13 protein-coding genes are annotated in these 16,568 nt (G+C 65.0%); 11 read left to right on the top strand and 2 right to left on the bottom strand.

The window, feature by feature from the left end; translation table 11 throughout:
- Positions 1 to 362: 362 nt before the first annotated feature.
- From JN280_RS02925 to JN280_RS39215, 3 genes are all read left to right on the top strand, one after another.
- Entirely contained in the window at positions 363 to 617 is a 255-nt protein-coding gene (locus JN280_RS02925; RefSeq protein WP_202314491.1) for a GlsB/YeaQ/YmgE family stress response membrane protein, read from the top strand.
- Positions 618 to 853: 236 nt separating this feature from the next.
- The gene (locus tag JN280_RS02920) at positions 854 to 1,123 is read left to right on the top strand and encodes a DUF6065 family protein (RefSeq protein ID WP_274609063.1); all 270 of its coding nucleotides are present in this window, start codon (positions 854 to 856) and stop codon (positions 1,121 to 1,123) included.
- A 514-nt stretch (positions 1,124 to 1,637) separates the two neighbouring features.
- Positions 1,638 to 4,445, top strand: a complete 2,808-nt coding sequence (locus tag JN280_RS39215) for a right-handed parallel beta-helix repeat-containing protein (protein WP_244742846.1) — start codon at positions 1,638 to 1,640, stop codon at positions 4,443 to 4,445.
- A gap of 244 nt (positions 4,446 to 4,689) precedes the next feature.
- Here JN280_RS39215 and nhaA read toward each other — a convergent pair whose 3' ends face one another.
- Positions 4,690 to 5,895 (bottom strand): Na+/H+ antiporter NhaA, encoded by a 1,206-nt coding sequence (nhaA, locus tag JN280_RS02900; RefSeq protein ID WP_202310028.1) that lies wholly within the window; start codon positions 5,893 to 5,895, stop codon positions 4,690 to 4,692.
- Positions 5,896 to 6,161: 266 nt separating this feature from the next.
- Here nhaA and JN280_RS02895 point away from each other — a divergent pair, with 266 nt between their 5' ends.
- Together JN280_RS02895 and JN280_RS02890 are read left to right on the top strand one after the other, a co-directional pair.
- On the top strand, positions 6,162 to 8,366 hold the full coding sequence (locus JN280_RS02895; RefSeq protein ID WP_202310027.1) for a transglycosylase domain-containing protein: 2,205 nt from the start codon (positions 6,162 to 6,164) through the stop codon (positions 8,364 to 8,366).
- 281 nt (positions 8,367 to 8,647) lie between these two features.
- On the top strand, positions 8,648 to 9,397 hold the full coding sequence (locus JN280_RS02890) for an SDR family NAD(P)-dependent oxidoreductase (RefSeq protein ID WP_202310026.1): 750 nt from the start codon (positions 8,648 to 8,650) through the stop codon (positions 9,395 to 9,397).
- 172 nt (positions 9,398 to 9,569) lie between these two features.
- Here JN280_RS02890 and JN280_RS02885 read toward each other — a convergent pair whose 3' ends face one another.
- A complete protein-coding gene (locus JN280_RS02885; RefSeq protein WP_202310025.1) occupies positions 9,570 to 10,130 on the bottom strand; it encodes a PAS and helix-turn-helix domain-containing protein in 561 nt (186 codons plus the stop codon).
- Between the two features lie 304 nt (positions 10,131 to 10,434).
- Here JN280_RS02885 and JN280_RS02880 point away from each other — a divergent pair, with 304 nt between their 5' ends.
- From JN280_RS02880 to JN280_RS02855, 6 genes are all read left to right on the top strand, one after another.
- Positions 10,435 to 11,634, top strand: a complete 1,200-nt coding sequence (locus JN280_RS02880) for a substrate-binding domain-containing protein (RefSeq protein WP_202310024.1) — start codon at positions 10,435 to 10,437, stop codon at positions 11,632 to 11,634.
- A 149-nt stretch (positions 11,635 to 11,783) separates the two neighbouring features.
- The gene (locus JN280_RS02875) at positions 11,784 to 12,551 is read left to right on the top strand and encodes an ABC transporter ATP-binding protein (RefSeq protein ID WP_202310023.1); all 768 of its coding nucleotides are present in this window, start codon (positions 11,784 to 11,786) and stop codon (positions 12,549 to 12,551) included.
- The gene (locus JN280_RS02870) at positions 12,548 to 13,267 is read left to right on the top strand and encodes an ABC transporter ATP-binding protein (RefSeq protein ID WP_202310022.1); all 720 of its coding nucleotides are present in this window, start codon (positions 12,548 to 12,550) and stop codon (positions 13,265 to 13,267) included. The genes JN280_RS02875 and JN280_RS02870 overlap by 4 nt, the downstream gene beginning before the upstream one ends.
- A 228-nt stretch (positions 13,268 to 13,495) precedes the next feature.
- Positions 13,496 to 14,491 carry a branched-chain amino acid ABC transporter permease gene (locus JN280_RS02865; protein ID WP_202310021.1) on the top strand — a complete coding sequence of 332 codons (996 nt, stop codon included), beginning with the start codon at positions 13,496 to 13,498 and terminating at the stop codon, positions 14,489 to 14,491.
- Between the two features lie 133 nt (positions 14,492 to 14,624).
- On the top strand, positions 14,625 to 15,731 hold the full coding sequence (locus JN280_RS02860; RefSeq protein WP_244742844.1) for a branched-chain amino acid ABC transporter permease: 1,107 nt from the start codon (positions 14,625 to 14,627) through the stop codon (positions 15,729 to 15,731).
- Positions 15,728 to 16,567 carry an alpha/beta fold hydrolase gene (locus JN280_RS02855; RefSeq protein WP_202310020.1) on the top strand — a complete coding sequence of 280 codons (840 nt, stop codon included), beginning with the start codon at positions 15,728 to 15,730 and terminating at the stop codon, positions 16,565 to 16,567. The genes JN280_RS02860 and JN280_RS02855 overlap by 4 nt, the downstream gene beginning before the upstream one ends.
- Position 16,568 lies beyond the last annotated feature (1 nt).

Below are 16,568 nucleotides of genomic sequence, written 5' to 3'. Positions count from 1 at the left end.
GAATTGCGTGAAAACAGATAAAGAGTATTTCCGTGATTCGGAGAAAACGGAAATGCTCTAGGTGCGAAACGGCGATTGTCCCTCAGACGCTCATAATCAGTCGACAGGATTGACCAGTGGAGCGCGCGACCGCGTGGCCAGCCGTTGGCGCGAAAGCCAAGTGGCGCGGGTTGGCCGCGCGGCGACTGGGGCCAGGCTTAGGCCGACTCGCGGTGCCTTTAACCGCACCGCTTGTTTCGGCGAACAGCGCCGATTTTGAGATCGGCGGCGAGCGAGGGCTCGCCATTGCCACAGCGTCGACGCCACTCGACAATGCAGAGTTGTCCGTTCATTATCGCTGCGTCCAACGGAGGGATCCCGCAATGGGCATCGAAAGCTTGATCGTCTTCCTGATCGTCGGCGCGGTGGCCGGCTGGCTGGCTGGCCAACTCGTCAAGGGTTACGGCTTCGGCCTGATCGGCAACATCGTCGTTGGCATCGTCGGCGCATTGATCGCGGGCTGGTTGTTCCCGGCGATCGGCATCAGTCTCGGGTCCGGCATCATTGCGGCCATCATCCATTCCACGATCGGTGCCGTCATTCTCCTCGTCCTCCTGAGGCTCGTGAAACAGGCATGATTGTTCGGACGAGCCTGTCGCCCGCTCCAGCGCGACTGCTGTGTTGCAGCGCCTGCTGATCGGCAAGCGACCTTCGACGGCGCGATCTCCGTCTCCCCGCGGAGAATCGAGCCGGGCCGCGGCTGCCCGTGGGGCAAAAGCCTGCAGCCCCCGGCAAGCGCGTCTGACGTGGCCACGTCGCATCGCCTCTTCCGGCTGGCGCCGGCCGGTTCGCGAACTGCTATCTCGGCTATACCGTGTTAACCCAACGTCACCCTGGTGCCGCGTGCGGGCCTCGTCCGCGGCAGCCTGAGATCATCCCGCCGGACGATGATCCGGCCTTGAAATCCGCTTTCGAGGCGCGCTCGAAAGGCCGCGCAGATTTCGACAGCAGGCTCGCCGCGCGCGACCCCGATGCGGTCGCCCAGGGCTGGCAACGTCATTATGCGCGCGGCGAGGAAACCGCCGGCCGCACCACCAGCGTCCACAACTCCGAACGAAGGTTGAAGCTCGTCAGGCGAAGCTGAGCCTGGGCACGAGCACCGTCGGTCGAAGGAAAGATCCGGCCCGCCGCGGCGGGCCGGAAGCGTGGCAAGCGACGGGCCCCGAGGGATAAGGCCCGTCGAATATCGAACTTTCAAGCGGCCTTTCAGTTCCATACCCGCGCGAATCGCCCCCTCGCAATGTCGAGCGAAGATGTATTCCGTTGGGTAAGCAGCAGCTCGGCAATGCTGCTTCTGTTGATTGGCTTGCATGGAATGTGATTCAATTTGCGCTTTTCTGGGCCCTGGATCAGGAGAACCGATCCGGTTTTCTCCAATGATTCTGGAAAGCTATGCCGCATATCGATTTTCCTGCTGCGGTTGGGCGTGCCATTCCGGGATACATTCCTTCACGCTTGTTGATTTGCCTCGCGCGGCGCACTTCCATTAGCAGGCGCTACTGTAGCTTCGGCTTACCTAAAAGGGGTACGCGGGCTCATCCGAAAGACTGACACGAAGATCCTGGCTGGCGGGGGCTGGCTAGAGAAAGGCATTCTGCATGGCAAGCACACCGACTGGATTCCCTGACGCGACGACGACGGGCGTCCCATCCGGCACGCAGTTGACGGTTTATACCGGTCCGATGACGATCACCGAGGATGGCACGGTGATCGACGGCAAGATCATCAACGGCACGCTCCGCGTCCTGGCCGACAACGTCGTCATCAAGAACTCCCAGGTCAACTTCGGTGGCATGTGGGGCGTCGATGCCGAGGGGGCAAAGAACATTACCATCCAGGACAGCGACTTCGTCGGGCCGGGTTACTCCGGCGACAGCAATGCCGCGATCCTGGGAAGCGGGAACTTCCTGCGCAACGACATCTCCAAGGCGGAGAACGGCATCGTCCTGACCGGCGGTTCCAGCGTCGTGAAGGGCAACTACATCCACGACCTCCAGGATGGCTCTAGCGATCCTCACTATGACGGCATCTCGGTCCAGGGCGGTCAGAACGGCGTACTGATCGAGGACAACACGGTGTTCGCGCGTGACACCTCGAACATCTTCATCAAGAACGATTTCGGGCCGATCTCGGACGTCAGGGTGAACAACAACTATCTCGCCGGCGATCCCGGGATCATGATCTATGTCGACGGCCGTGCCTCCGGCGGCCCGATCACCGGCGTCTCGATCACCAACAACTACATGGAGAAAGGCTACTACGACTACTTCTCCATCGACAACAGCTCGCCCGTGATTTCCGGAAACGTCTACCTCAAGGAAGGACAGTTTCCCTCCGACGTCGGCGGTGCAAGCACCGACGGCACGGATTCGGGGACCGATAGCGGCACCTCCAGCCCCGACACCGGAACCGACAACGGCACCATCGACCCTGACGCTGGAACCGGCGGAACCACCGACCCGAGCGCCGGAACCGATGGCGGAACCACCGACCCGAACGCCGGAACCGATGGAGGAACCACCGACCTCGTCGCCGGAACCGATGGCGGAACCACCGACCCGAGCGCCGGAACCGATGGAGGAACCACCGACCTCGTCGCCGGAACCGACGCGGGAACCAGTGGCCGATTCCCAGACGCGTCGAACACCGGTGTTCCGGACGGCGTGACGCTGACCCCGTCCGGCTCGATCGTCGTCACCAAGGCGGGGACGGTGCTCAAGAACCTCGACATCAAGGGCGACATCTATGTCATGGCGCCCAACGTCACCATCGAGAACTGCCGCATCACGACCAGTTCCTGGCAGGGCATCAACACCAACGGCAGTGCCAGCGGGCTCGTGGTGCAGAACTGCGAAATCAACGGCCAGGGCAAGATGGCCGGCTCCTACGGCATCATGGGCCACGGAACCTTCATCGGCAACAACATCTACGGCTTCGAAAACGGCATCGGCCTCAGTGGAGGATCCGGCGGCATCGTCAAGGGCAACTTCATCCACGACCTGCAAGCCCCCGGCTCCGATCCCCACTATGACGGCATCGCCATCCAGGGCGGTCAAAGCAACGTGCTGGTCGAGGGCAACACGGTGTTCGCGCGTGACACCTCGAACATCTTCATCAAGAACGATTTCGGGCCGATCTCGGACGTCAGGGTGAACAACAACTATCTCGCCGGCGATCCCGGGATCATGATCTATGTCGACGGCCGTGCCTCCGGCGGCCCGATCACCGGCGTCTCGATCACCAACAACTACATGGAGAAAGGCTACTACGACTACTTCTCCATCGACAACAGCTCGCCCGTGATTTCCGGCAACGTCTACCTCAAGGAAGGACAGTCTCCCTACGACGTCGGCGGCGGAAGCACCGGTGGCGAAACCACCACGCCGGAGGTTCCGGGGACCGGCGGCGACACCACCACGCCGGAGGTTCCGGAGACCGGCGGCGGTACGGGTGAAACCGTCAAGACGATCACCGGGACCGCCGGCAACGACAGTCTCCCGGCTTCGGGCGTGTCCAACGGCGGCAACGAGAAGTTCTACGGCCTTGCCGGTGACGATGTTCTCGAAGGCGGCGCGGGAGCCGACTATCTCGACGGCGGCGAGGGCAGCGACACGGTGAGCTATGCGAGCTCGAACGCCGGCGTCACCGTGAACCTCAAGACCGGCAAGGGCTATGGCGGCCACGCCGAAGGCGACACGATCGTCAGCGCCGGGCTTGTCGTCGGCTCGTCCTATGCCGACAAGCTGCTCGGCAACGACAACCTCAACATCCTTGACGGAGGCAAGGGGGCCGACACGCTCACCGGCTATCAGGGTGACGACACCTATATCGTCGACAATGCAGGCGATGTCGTCGTCGAGGCTGCCGGCGGCGGCATGGACACGGTGCGGTCGTCCGTCAGCTTCACCCTCGGCGCGAACGTCGAGAAGCTGGTGCTGACCGGTTCCGCCAATATTTCCGGCACCGGCAACAGCCTTGCCAACGTCGTTCATGGCAATAGCGGCGCCAACACGCTCAACGGCGGCGCCGGCAATGACACGATCTATGGTCACGGCGGCAACGACACGTTGACGGGTGGGCTCGGCAACGATGCCTTCGTGTTCGACACGGCGCTCAGCGCCAGTTCGAATGTCGACAGAATCACCGATTTCTCGGTGGTCGACGATGTCATCCATCTCGACAATGCGGTGTTTACCGCCTTGTCGTCCGAGGGTGTCCTGTCCGGCGCCAATTTCGTCAAGAACAGCCGCGGCGTGGCGCGGGACGCCAACGATCACATCGTGTACGAGACCGACACCGGCAAGCTGTTCTACGATTCCAACGGCAGCGCTCGCGGCGGCTCGGTCCACATCGCGACGCTCGACGCCAATCTCGATCTCCAGGCGTCCGATTTCATCGTGATCTGATCGTTTTCCCTCCGCGTTGACCGCAGACGGCGCGGAGGGCTTCTTGTTGATGGCGGGGCCGGGATATGTTTCCGGCCCCGCCTCTTTTTGTCCGACGGCCGGATGCCCTATCCGCAAGCATCGGCAGCGAGGGCTTCGGCCAAGGCCCGTTCCCCCCCCCGAGGTCGGACGACCGCACTCGCGCGGCAGGCCGGTTCGGGAAGACGACGCGGGCCCGGCGAGCAGCGGGCGCTCGCCCGGTGGATCACGCGTTCGCCGGCCGACGACGGCGTGTGAGCCGCAGCACCGCGTAGCCTGCAAGGCCGGCGACCATTGAACCCGCGAGAATGCCGAACTTGACCCGGTCGCGGAGTGCCTCGTCTTCGAATGCAAGTGAGCCGATGAAGAGGCTCATCGTGAAGCCGATGCCGCAGAGCAGCGCGACGCCGAAGACCTGCCCCCAACTCGCCGCCGCCGGCAGGCTGGCCAGTCCGGAGCGCACGACGAGAAACACCGAGCCGAACACCCCCACCAGCTTGCCGACAACCAGGCCGCCGGCGACCCCCAGAGCCAAAGGCTCGGCCAGGACGGCAGGCGTTACTCCGGCAAAGGAAACACCGGCGTTGGCGAAGCCGAAGATCGGCACGATCAGGAACGCCACGGGAGCGTGAAGCGCCTGCTCCAGGCGGTGAAGCGGCGAGACCTGGGGAGAAGCTTCCGGCGTGCCGGGCGTCCGCTTGATCGGTATGGTCAGGGCGAGAACGACGCCGGCAAGAGTGGCGTGAACCCCCGAGCGGTACACGAAGACCCAGAGAACCACACCGAGCAGCAAATAGGGAACCAGCGATTTCACCCCGGCCCGGTTGAGCGCAAGCAGCGCCGCCACGACCGCCGCGGCGCCGGCGAGATCGGGCAGCGACAGGTTGCCCGTGTAGAACAAGGCGATGATGATGACGGCGCCGAGGTCGTCGAGGATCGCCAATGCCGTCAGGAACACCTTGAGAGAGGTCGGGACGCGCGGCCCGAGCAGCGACAGCACGCCCAGGGCGAAGGCTATGTCGGTGGCCGACGGTATCGCCCAGCCGCGAATCGCACCGGGGTCGGAGTGGTTGAGGGCGGCGTAGATTGCCGCCGGAACGATCATGCCGCCGGCCGCCGCGATCCCGGGCAGGATTCGGCGCGGCCAGCTCGACAATTGTCCGTCGGTCATCTCGCGCTTGATCTCCAGCCCCACCATCAGGAAGAACACGGCCATCAAGGCGTCATTGATCCAATGCTGGACGCTCAGCGGACCGACATAGGCGTGAAGGGCGGCAAAGTAGCCTTCGGACAAGGGCGAGTTGGCCGTGGCGACGGCGAGCATCGCAACAGCCATCAGCAGGAGCCCGGCGGAAGTCTCGCTGTCCAGGAATCGGCGAAGGGTCGAGTTGATGCGGCCCTTCTCGGGGCCCGAACCGGAAGTTGATGTCACGCGTGCGCGGCCTCTGAACGGGTTTCATCCAGGTCTCCGTTCAACAGCGGCCCGGCGCACGCAGCACACGCCATGGGCAACCCCGATATAGGAACCGATGCCCTCGTTTCCAGCAAAACCGGCATGGAAATCGACCGGCATCCATCGAAATTGCAAGGGTCGCGAGGAGGGGAGCCAGCGGACCTTTCCCCGAAAGCCGCTTTAACACCCCCTTAAATCACCGCATTTAGTCTCCACCCCCGGGGCCGATGAGCATCGGGGACGACATGGCAGACCGCAACAGGCGCATCGAGCCGACTTTCGACGCGCCTCTGCGCGACGGGTCGTCGGGACTATCGGTCAGCGAGGAGGACCGCGTCGTGCCGGCGAGCCGCAAGCGGGGACCAGCAAGAAAGAAATCCTCAGCCCGCGCCTCGAAATCGCGCAAAACCCCGCGCCGCAAGCGGCGCAGCTCGCTCGGCATCATCGCGCGTCTGGCCTATTGGTGCGTTGTCTTTTCGATCTGGGGCGGCATCGCGGCAGCCGGCATCGTCGTCTACTACGGCGCCAAGATGCCAAGCGCCACGACCTGGGCCATCCCCGACCGCCCGCCCAATGTCAGGATCGTTTCCGTCGACGACAAGCTGATCGCCAATCGCGGCATGACCGGCGGCGAGGCGATCGGCCTGCATGAGATGTCGCCCTACATCCCCAAGGCGGTGATCGCCATCGAGGACCATCGCTTCTATTCGCATTTCGGCTTCGATCCGATCGGCCTCGCCCGGGCCATGGTTGGCAATATCATGGCCGGCCGCCTCACGCAGGGCGGCTCGACGCTAACCCAGCAGCTCGCCAAGAACTTGTTCCTGAAGCCGGATCGCACCATCGAGCGCAAGGTGCAGGAGGTGCTTCTCGCGCTCTGGCTCGAGCAGAACCACACCAAGGATCAGATCCTGGAGATGTATCTGAACCGGGTCTATTTCGGCTCGGGCTCCTATGGCGTCGAGGCCGCATCCCGCCGCTATTTCGGCAAGTCCGCGCGCGATGTGACCTTGTCCGAGGCGGCATTGCTGGCCGGCCTGCTGAAGGCGCCGTCCCGCCTGTCGCCGGCGCGCGACCCGAAGGCAGCGGACGAGCGCGCCCAGCTCGTGCTCGGCGCCATGCGGGAAGAGGGCTTGATCGGCGAGAAGGAGCTGAAGGTCGCCATGGCGGCACCCGCCACCCGAGCCGCCGCGTTCTGGACGGGTTCGGAGAATTATGTCGCCGACCGCATCATGGAGGAATTGCCGGGGCTGATCGGCGAGGTGCGCACCGACGTCGTCGTCGAGACAACGATCGATCTCCATCTGCAGAAGCTCGCCGAGGATTCGATCCGCCGACTGATCGGCGAGAGCGGCAAGAAGCTCGGCGTGAGCCAGGGCGCGCTGGTGTCGATCGACAATACGGGTGCGGTGCGCGCCATGGTCGGCGGCGTCGACTATGCAACCAGCCAGTTCGACCGAGCCTCGGAAGCGCGCCGCCAGCCCGGTTCCGCCTTCAAACCCTTCGTGTTCCTTGCCGCGCTGGAGCAGGGCCGCACGCCCCGGAGCGTGCGCAACGATGCGCCCATCCGCATCGGCAAATGGACGCCGGAGAACCACCAGGGCAAATATTACGGCCGGGTCACGCTCGCCACGGCGCTCGCCAAGTCGCTGAACTCCGTTGCTGCGCAGCTTGCCATGGAGGTCGGCCCCGACGCCGTCGTCGAGGCCGCGCACCGCATGGGCATCGAATCGGCGCTGCAATCCAACACCTCGATCGCGCTCGGCACCTCGGAAGTGACCCCGCTGGAGCTGACCGCCGCCTATGTGCCCTTTGCCAACGGCGGCTACCGGCCGGAAGTGCATTTCGTGCAGCGGGTCAGGACCGCCAATGGAGAGGTGCTCTACCAGAACAGTGTCGGCAGCATGCCGCGTGTCCTGCGTCCCGAGATCGTCGGCATGATGAACGCCATGATGACGCAGACCGTGGAGGCGGGCACCGGCCGCAAGGCCGCGTTCGGCTGGCCCGCGGCGGGCAAGACCGGCACCAGCCAGAAGTCGCGCGACGCCTGGTTCATCGGCTACACGGCCAATCTCACGACCGGCGTGTGGTTCGGCAACGACGACGGCAAGCCGACGAAGAACATCACCGGCGGCTCGCTGCCGACACAGGCCTGGCACGAATTCATGCTTGCCGCCCATGAGGGCGTGCCCGTGGCCAGGCTGCCCGGCGGCTGGAACCCCGACCCGGCCTTCGATGCCTCGCCCGTGCCGGCCGCGGAAGTCGGCGCAGAGGCGCCGCTGCGCCGGCCGCGTCCGGTCGAGAGCGTCGAGGCGGCGGGCGGCTTCTCGCCGCCGCATCCGGACGATTCCTCCACCGCGTCGATCCGCCGCCCCTCCGCCGATGTCGGCGGGCCCCGGCAGAAACGGCCGGGATCGATCCTCGACGTCATCCTCGGCAACGGTGGGTAACGCATCGGGTTGATCCCAAAACCAGCTCCCACTTTCGGGAGACATGCTTCAGGCAGGCAGGTGGAACGGCAGCACCGAACCATGGGGCTCCGCCGCTTTGGACGATCGACCGGGCGCGCTCGCGACGCCGCCACCCCTCGCCACGGCTGCGGGCATCGGCTACATACGCATCGGCCCGAGGATCGGTCCCGAACTTCGGGGGGCACGATGCGAGAGGCAAGAGTGCGCCCCGCGCTTGTCCGGATGGACGCGCGGAGCGGCGGCACGCCGAAGGAAGAACCATGGCCGAGATCGACACCAGAAAAACCATCGTGCTCACCGGCGCCAGCCGGGGCATCGGTCATGCCACCGTGAAGCGTTTCTCGCGCGAGGGCTGGCGTGTGATCACCTGCTCGCGTCAGGCCTTCGCGGAGGACTGCCCATGGCCGGCCGGCCCTGAGGACCATATCAAGGTCGACCTGTCGGATCCCGAGGATGTCGGCGTGGCGGTCGCCGAGATCCGCCATCGCCTCGAAGCGCATGGCGGCCGGCTCGACGCGCTGGTCAACAATGCCGGAATCTCGCCCAAGCTGAAGACGGGCGGCCGCATGAACTCGATCGACACGCCGATGCATGTCTGGCGCGACGTCTTCCAGGTCAATTTCTTCGCGCCGATCATGCTGGCCCGCGGTCTGTTCAAGGAACTGGCGGCGGCGAAGGGCTCGATCGTCAACGTCACCTCGATCGCCGGCAGCCGCGTCCATCCCTTCGCCGGCACGGCCTATGCCACGTCGAAGGCCGCGCTCGGCTCCCTGACGCGCGAGATGGCCGGCGACTTCGGCCCACACGGAATCCGCGTCAACGCCATTGCGCCGGGCGAGATCGACACGGCGATCCTGTCGCCCGGCACCGAGAAGATCGTCGAAACCATCCCGCTGCGCCGCCTGGGCGCGACCTCGGAAGTGGCCGATATCATCTTCTTCCTGTGCTCGGAGCAAGCGTCCTACGTTACGGGCTCCGAGATCCATATCAACGGCGGTCAGCATGTTTGATGGTGAATAGTGAATGGTGAATGGTATAGTTGGGATAATATAAGCCGTGACTATTTGATTGAATCACGAATCAAGAGTAATCCTCACCATTCACCATTCACCATTCACCATTCACCATTCACCATTCACCATTCACCATTCACCATTCACCATTCACCATTCACCATTCACCTCAGTGCGGCATGCCGCCCAAATGCGCCAGCAGTTCCGCCACGTTGTTGGCGGAGAATTTCTTGAGCAGCCGCGCCCGGTAGGCCTCGACGGTGCGCGGCGAGATTTTCAGCACCCTGGCGATGTCCTTGCTGGTGCGCCCTTCGCCAAGATGCATGACGATCTGCCGCTCGCGCGCCGAAAAGCCGAGCACCGGGCGTGACTGCGAAAGGTCGGCGAAGCTCCACACCGCCCGCCGCAAGGGGTCGTCCTCGCGTGTCAGCGAATGGCCGCGCACCCGGCACCAGAACAGCGTGCCGTCCTTGCGCGCCATGATGCGCTCGTCGGAATATCGGTTGGTCTTGCGCAGCGGTTCCACGCCGACGTCCCGCACCTTCACGAATTCCTCGTGGGAAGGATAGAGGATGGCGAAGGAGTGGTCGACGAGTTCGGCACGCTCATAGCCGAACATCTCGGCGAAGGCCGGGTTGCAGGCGCGAATCACGCGGCTCTCCGTCAGAACCAGGCCGATGGGCGCATGTTCGAAGGCGAGATGGTGAAGGCTCTCAGGCGTGTCCGTCATGGCGTATTTCTACGATATTGCTGCGTTTTCCGGCCCGGCCAATAATACCTCCCATGCTGCCCCGCGTGTTCGTCCGACCGACGCCCGCGCGGAGGCCGGCACCGGGAGGAGATCGCCGCATCGATGCCGGACGGAACGCCGCAGGGCGTCGCCGTTTATCCGGCTCCGCCGTGAGGATTGCAAGTGTCGCGGGGCGGGCTCGCGGCGTTGGCGCTCCCCTTCCGGACCTTTCGGACAACAGAGGCTCCCTCGCTGCGGGGCGGGAGCCACGGACGCGGTCAAAAACGGTCGGGAGGACGACATCATGAAGAGATTGCTCGCCGCATTGGCGACGTCAGCCGTGCTGCTGGCGCTGCAGCCGGCATTCGCCGAGGACGGACCGGCGAAGATCGCGCTGATCCATGGCCTTTCGGGTTCGCCGCTCGAGGCCTATTCCAAGCAGACGCAGACCGGCTTCGAGATGGGGCTGGAATACGCCACCAAGGGCACGATGGAGATCAAGGGCCGCAAGCTTGAGATCGTCAGGAAGGACAGCCAGTTCAAGCCCGACATCGCCCGCGCCATGCTGGCCGAGGCCTTCGAGGATGAGGACGTCGTGCTCGCCGTCGGCGACACCTCCTCCGGCGTGGCGCTCGCCATGCTGCCGGTGGCGGCCGAATACGAGAAGGTCCTGCTTGTCGAGCCGGCGGTCGCCGATAGCCTGACCGGCAAGGACTCCAACCGCTACGTCTTCAAGACCTCGCGGAACTCCTCGATGGACATGCAGGCCCAGGCGATCGCGCTCAAGCCGGACCAGAACCTCTATGTCGCCACGCTGGCGCAGGACTACGCCTTCGGCAAGGACGGCATCGCCGCCTTCAAGAAGGCGCTGGAAGGCACGGGCGCGCATATCGTCGCCGAGGAATATGTGCCGCAGCAGACGACCGACTTCACCGCGACGATCGAGCGGCTGTTCAACGCGCTCAAGGACCAGCCGGGCCGCAAGGTGATCTTCATCAACGTCGCCGGCATCGACGCCATGAGCCCGCTGGCGGCGGCCGATCCCGGCCGCTACGGCATCGAGCTCTCAAGCGGCGGCAACATCCTGCCCGCTCTGGTCGGCTACAAGAAGGTGCCGGGCATGGAAGGCGCGATGTATTATTATTACGAGGCGCCCAGGAACGCGGTGAACGACTGGCTTGTTGCCGAGCATATGAAGCGCTTCAACGCGCCGCCCGACTTCTTCACCGCGGGCGGCATGGCGGCCGCGCTGGCTGTCGCCAAGGCGCTGGAGACCGCACCCGAATGGGACACCGAGACCCTGATCAAGACCATGGAAGGCATGAGCTGGGAGACGCCGAAGGGCCAGATGACCTTCCGCAAGGAAGACCATCAGGCGCTGCAGTCCATGTATGCCTTCAAGATCAAGGTCGACGACAAGGTCGAATGGGCCATCCCCGAGCTCGTCCGCGAGATCAAGCCGGAAGAGATGAACATCCCGGTCGGCCGCAACAACCAGGAATGATTGGCTGCGCGGTCGTCGGCAGCTTGGCTCCGTCACCCGCGCCCGCTTGGCACCTCCCCTTCTCCCCTTGTGGGAGAAGGTGGCCGCGCGAAAGCGCGGTCGGATGAGGGGTATGTGCCGCCCACCACGCGCGAAAACAGGCACCCTTCATGCCCACTCCCTCCCTCCGCACGGAAGAGCTGACGATCCGCTTCGGCGGTCATGCGGCCGTCAACGGCGTCACCTGCGCCTTCGTGCCCGGCGAGCTGACGGCGATCGTCGGCCCGAACGGGGCGGGCAAGACGACGTGGTTCAACCTCGTTTCCGGCCAGCTCACGCCGACGCATGGCCGCGTCCTCCTCGACGGCGCCGATGTCACCGGCCTGCCGCCGTCGGCGCGCGCCGCAGCCGGTATCGGCCGGGCCTTCCAGCTCACCAATCTCTTCCCGAAGCTGTCGGTGATCGAGAATGTCAGGCTGGCCGTGCAGGCCCGCAAGCGTGTCGGCGCCGTTTTCCTGCGCCGCGCATCGTCCTTTGGCGGGCTCAAGCGCGAGGCGGAGTCCTATCTGGAAATGACACGCCTCACCACGGTCGCGGACCTGCCTGCCGCCGCGCTGCCGCATGGCGACCAGCGCAAGCTGGAGGTCGCGCTGCTGCTCGCCATGGAGCCGAAGGTCTTCATGTTCGACGAGCCGACGGCCGGCATGTCCGTCGACGAGGCGCCGGTGATCCTGGACCTCATCGCCGAGATCAGGAAGGACAGCACCAGGACCATTCTCCTGGTCGAGCACAAGATGGATGTGGTGCGCGCGCTCGCCGACCGCATCGTGGTGCTTCACAATGGCGAGCTCGTCGCCGACGGCAAGCCGGACGAGGTGATGGCCTTGCCGGTCGTGCGCGAGATCTATCTGGGGATCGGCGCGGAGGCCGGCTCATGAGCGCGATCCTCAGCCTCGACGGCGTCCACACCCATATCGGCCAGTACCACATCCTGCACGGCATCTCGCTCGACGTGCCCGAGGGCGGCGTCCACGTCCTGCTCGGCAGGAACGGCGCCGGCAAGACGACGACGCTGCGCACAATCATGGGACTCTGGCGGGCCGGCGAGGGCGCCATTGCCTTCCGCGGCCGCGATGTCACCGCGCTCGCCACGCCCGATATCGCGCGGCTCGGCATCGCCTATGTGCCGGAGAACATGGGCATCTTCGGCGGCCTCACCGTCGAGGAGAACATGCGGCTGGCGACGCGTACGGGCGCTTTCGACGATATCAGGCTGCAGCGCATCTTCGCCCTGTTCCCGGCCATGGAGACCTTCTGGTCCCGTCAGGCCTTTGCCCTGTCGGGCGGGCAGAAGCAGATGCTGGCGATCTCGCGGGCGATCATCGAGCGGCGCGAGCTGATCCTGATCGACGAACCGACCAAGGGCCTGGCGCCGGCCATCATCCGCAACATGATCGCCGCCTTCCAGGAGATCGCCAGGGAGACAACGATCCTGCTGGTCGAGCAGAACTTCCTCTTCGCCCGTTCGCTCGGCGAAACGGTCGCAGTCATTGACGACGGCCGCATCATCCATCGCGGCGGCATGGCCGAGCTTGCCGCCGACGAGGCGCTGCAGACCCGCCTGCTCAGCCTCTCGCTCGCGGCGCATCAGTAGGAGCCCGGATATGTTTGCGCTCTACGTTGCCCCCCTCTGTCCTGCCGGACATCTCCCCCACAAGGGGGGAGATCGGCTGTCACCGGCGACGGCGCTCGTCCTGCAACGTGGGCGATTGGCGAAACCCAGGCGGCCGGCCGATCTCCCCCCTTGTGGGGGAGATGTCCGGCAGGACAGAGGGGGGCAATGTAGAGCGCCGACCTTCTCTCGTGTGACGGAGGAGGCGAAATGACCCATCTCTCCACCACCTTTTCCCGTCTCGGCGGCGTCAACCTCCTGCCGGTCCTCCTGGCGCTCGTCGCCTTCGTCCTGGTGGGCTCGCCGTCGAGCTGGATGACGCTCACCGTGGCTGGCCTCGCCATGGGCATGATGATCTTCCTGATGGCGTCTGGCCTGTCGCTCATCTTCGGCCTCATGGACGTGCTGAACTTCGGCCATTCGGCTTTCGTCTCCTTCGGCGCCTTCATCGCCGCCGCGGTGCTGGCCGCGCTCGGCGGCTGGGTGACCGGCGGCAGCGTCGCGCTCAACCTGCTCGCCCTTTTCGCGGCGATCGGCGCGGCCACCGCCTTCGGCGCGGTCGCCGGCTGGTTCTTCGAGCGGGTCATCGTCAAGCCCGTCTACAATGATCACCTGCGCCAGATCCTCATCACCATGGGGGCACTGATCGTCGCCGAGCAGCTCATCCTGGCGATCTGGGGCGGCGCACCCGTCGCCGTGCCCCGCCCGGCGGTGCTGTCAGGCTCGATCGTCATCGGTGACGTGGCCGTGGAGATCTACCGCATCTTCGCTTTCCTTCTCGGCCTGGCCGTCTATGCGGTCATGCATTTCGCGCTCAACCGCACGCGCATCGGACTTTTGATCCGCGCCGGCGTCGAGAACCGCGAGATGGTCGAGGCGCTGGGTTTCCGCATCGACAGGCTGTTCGTCGCCGTGTTCATGGCGGGTTCGGCGCTGGCGGCCATGGGCGGGGCCATGTGGGCCGGCTACCAGCATTTGATCACGCCGGCGATCGGTCCCGAGATGATGATCCTGGTCTTCATCGTCGTCATCATCGGCGGGCTGGGGTCGATCGAAGGCTCCCTCATCGGCGCCATCCTCGTCGGCCTCACCGCGAACTACGTGGCATTCCTCGCGCCGAAACTGTCGCTCGCCTCCAACATGATCCTTATGATGGCGATCCTCCTGTGGCGGCCCTGGGGTCTGAAGCCGGCGATCAAGGGGTGAGAGAAATGATGCTGCTTGTTCGAGCGTCGCGAAAAGCCCCTGCCATGAAAGCAGTGCTGAAATCGGTTTTGTTTCAGGAGGATAACGGGCAGCGCCGACGCTCCATTTTTGTCCCTGCCGGAGCAGCGTACCGATGACCACGGCAGTCACCCCGATGACCGGACAAGGCTCTCGTTCCATCCCCGCGGGCCGCCTCGCCGTCTACGCCATCGCCGGCGCGATCGGTCTTTGCCTGCTCTTCGCGCCCTTCCTCTTCCCCGACGTGCGGGCGCAGGAGGTGGCGGCGCGCATCTGCGTCTTCATCGTCGTGGTGGCCAGCTACGACCTTTTGATCGGCTACACCGGCATCGTCTCCTTCGCCCACACCATGTTTTTCGGCCTTGGCGCCTACGGTACGGCGATGGCGCTGAAAGCCTTCGGCCCGGGCTGGGATGCGATCCTCATCGGCGGCGCGGCAGGCGTGCTGGCCGCATTTGTCCTGGCCGTGCTGATCGGGCTCCTGTCGCTCAGGGTCAAGGCGATCTTCTTTGCCATGGTCACCCTGGCCGCGGCCTCCGTCATGCTGGTGCTCGCCAGCCAGCTTTCCGATCTCACCGGCGGTGAGGACGGCATGACCTATCAGGTGCCGAAGCTGTTCTCCGCCGCCACGAAGCTCCTGACCGACGGCGACGGCAAGACCTTGCGTGTGGCAGGCGTGGCGATCAACGGCAAGATCGCGGCCTACTACTTCGTCTTCCTGTCGAGCTTCGTTCTGTTCCTTTTGATGCTGCGCATCGTCGCCTCGCCGATGGGTACGGTGCTGGAGGCGATCCGCGAGAACGAGATGCGGGCCGAGGCCATCGGCTACCGCGTCGTCTTCTACCGCACGGCGATCTTCTGCATCGCTGCGGTGATTGCCGCGCTCGCCGGCGTGCTGCGCGCGGTCTGGCTGAAGTATGTCGGACCCGACGTGGCGCTCTCCTTCGGCATCATGATGGACATATTGCTGATGGTGGTGATCGGCGGCATGGGCACCATGGTCGGCGCCGTCATCGGCGTCGCCGTGATGAGCCTCGCCCAGTTCTATCTGAAAGACCTGATGGAGGCCGGTGCCGAGGCGACATCGTCGCTGCCGCTGCTCCCCGATCTGCTCGATCCGGATCGCTGGCTGCTCTGGCTCGGCCTTTTGTTCATCCTGCTCGTCTATTTCTTCCCGGCCGGCATCGCCGGGACCCTCATGGGGAAAGGTTCCCGCCGATGACATGTCCCCGCTCGACCTATGTCCAGGCCGCCGGCTTCGAGATCCATGTCACCGAATGGGGCGATCCGGAAAAGCGGGCGCTTGTCATGTGGCACGGGCTCGCCCGGACCGGCCGGGATTTCGATGAGGCGGCGGCGGCCTTGTCGGAGGATTATTTCGTGCTGTGTCCGGACACGCCGGGACGCGGCCTGTCGAGCTGGGCCAGGAGCCCGGAGGCCGGCTATTCCTACCGGGTCTTCGGCGAGGCCGCGCTTGGCCTGCTCGATCATTATCGCATCGACAGCCTGCGCTGGGTCGGAACCTCCATGGGCGGGCTGATCGGCATCACGCTCGCGGCCGGCGCCTTGAAGGGGCGCATCACCCGCCTGGTCGTCAACGATATCGGGCCCGACATTCCGGCGGAAGGGGCGGGCCGGATCGCATCCTATGTCGGGAACCCGCCGGTCTACGACACGATCGGCGAGCTCGAGACCTGGCTGCGCGGCAACTACGCGCCCTTCGGCGAGAACACGCCGGCATTCTGGCGGCGCATGGCGGACAGTTCGGCGCGGCGGACCGACGACGGCCGCATCACCGTTCACTACGACCCTGCAATTGTGACCCAGTTCACCGTCCACAAGGCCGATCTCGACGTCTGGGACAAATATGACATGGTCGCGGCACCCGTGCTTCTCATCCGCGGAGAGCACTCCGACGTGCTCTCGAAGGAGACCGCCGAGGCGATGACGCGGCGCGGACCGAGGCCGCGGCTGGTAACGATTGCCGGCTGCGGCCACGCGCCGACGCTTGCCAATGGCGAGCAGATCCAGTTGCTGAAGGATTTCCTGGCGGGCTGAC

The organism is Mesorhizobium sp. L-8-10, from assembly GCF_016756635.1.
In the GTDB taxonomy this organism is placed as follows: domain Bacteria; phylum Pseudomonadota; class Alphaproteobacteria; order Rhizobiales; family Rhizobiaceae.
Note: the sequence above shows the minus strand (reverse complement) of the source record. Positions and strands in the feature narration are given on the sequence as shown.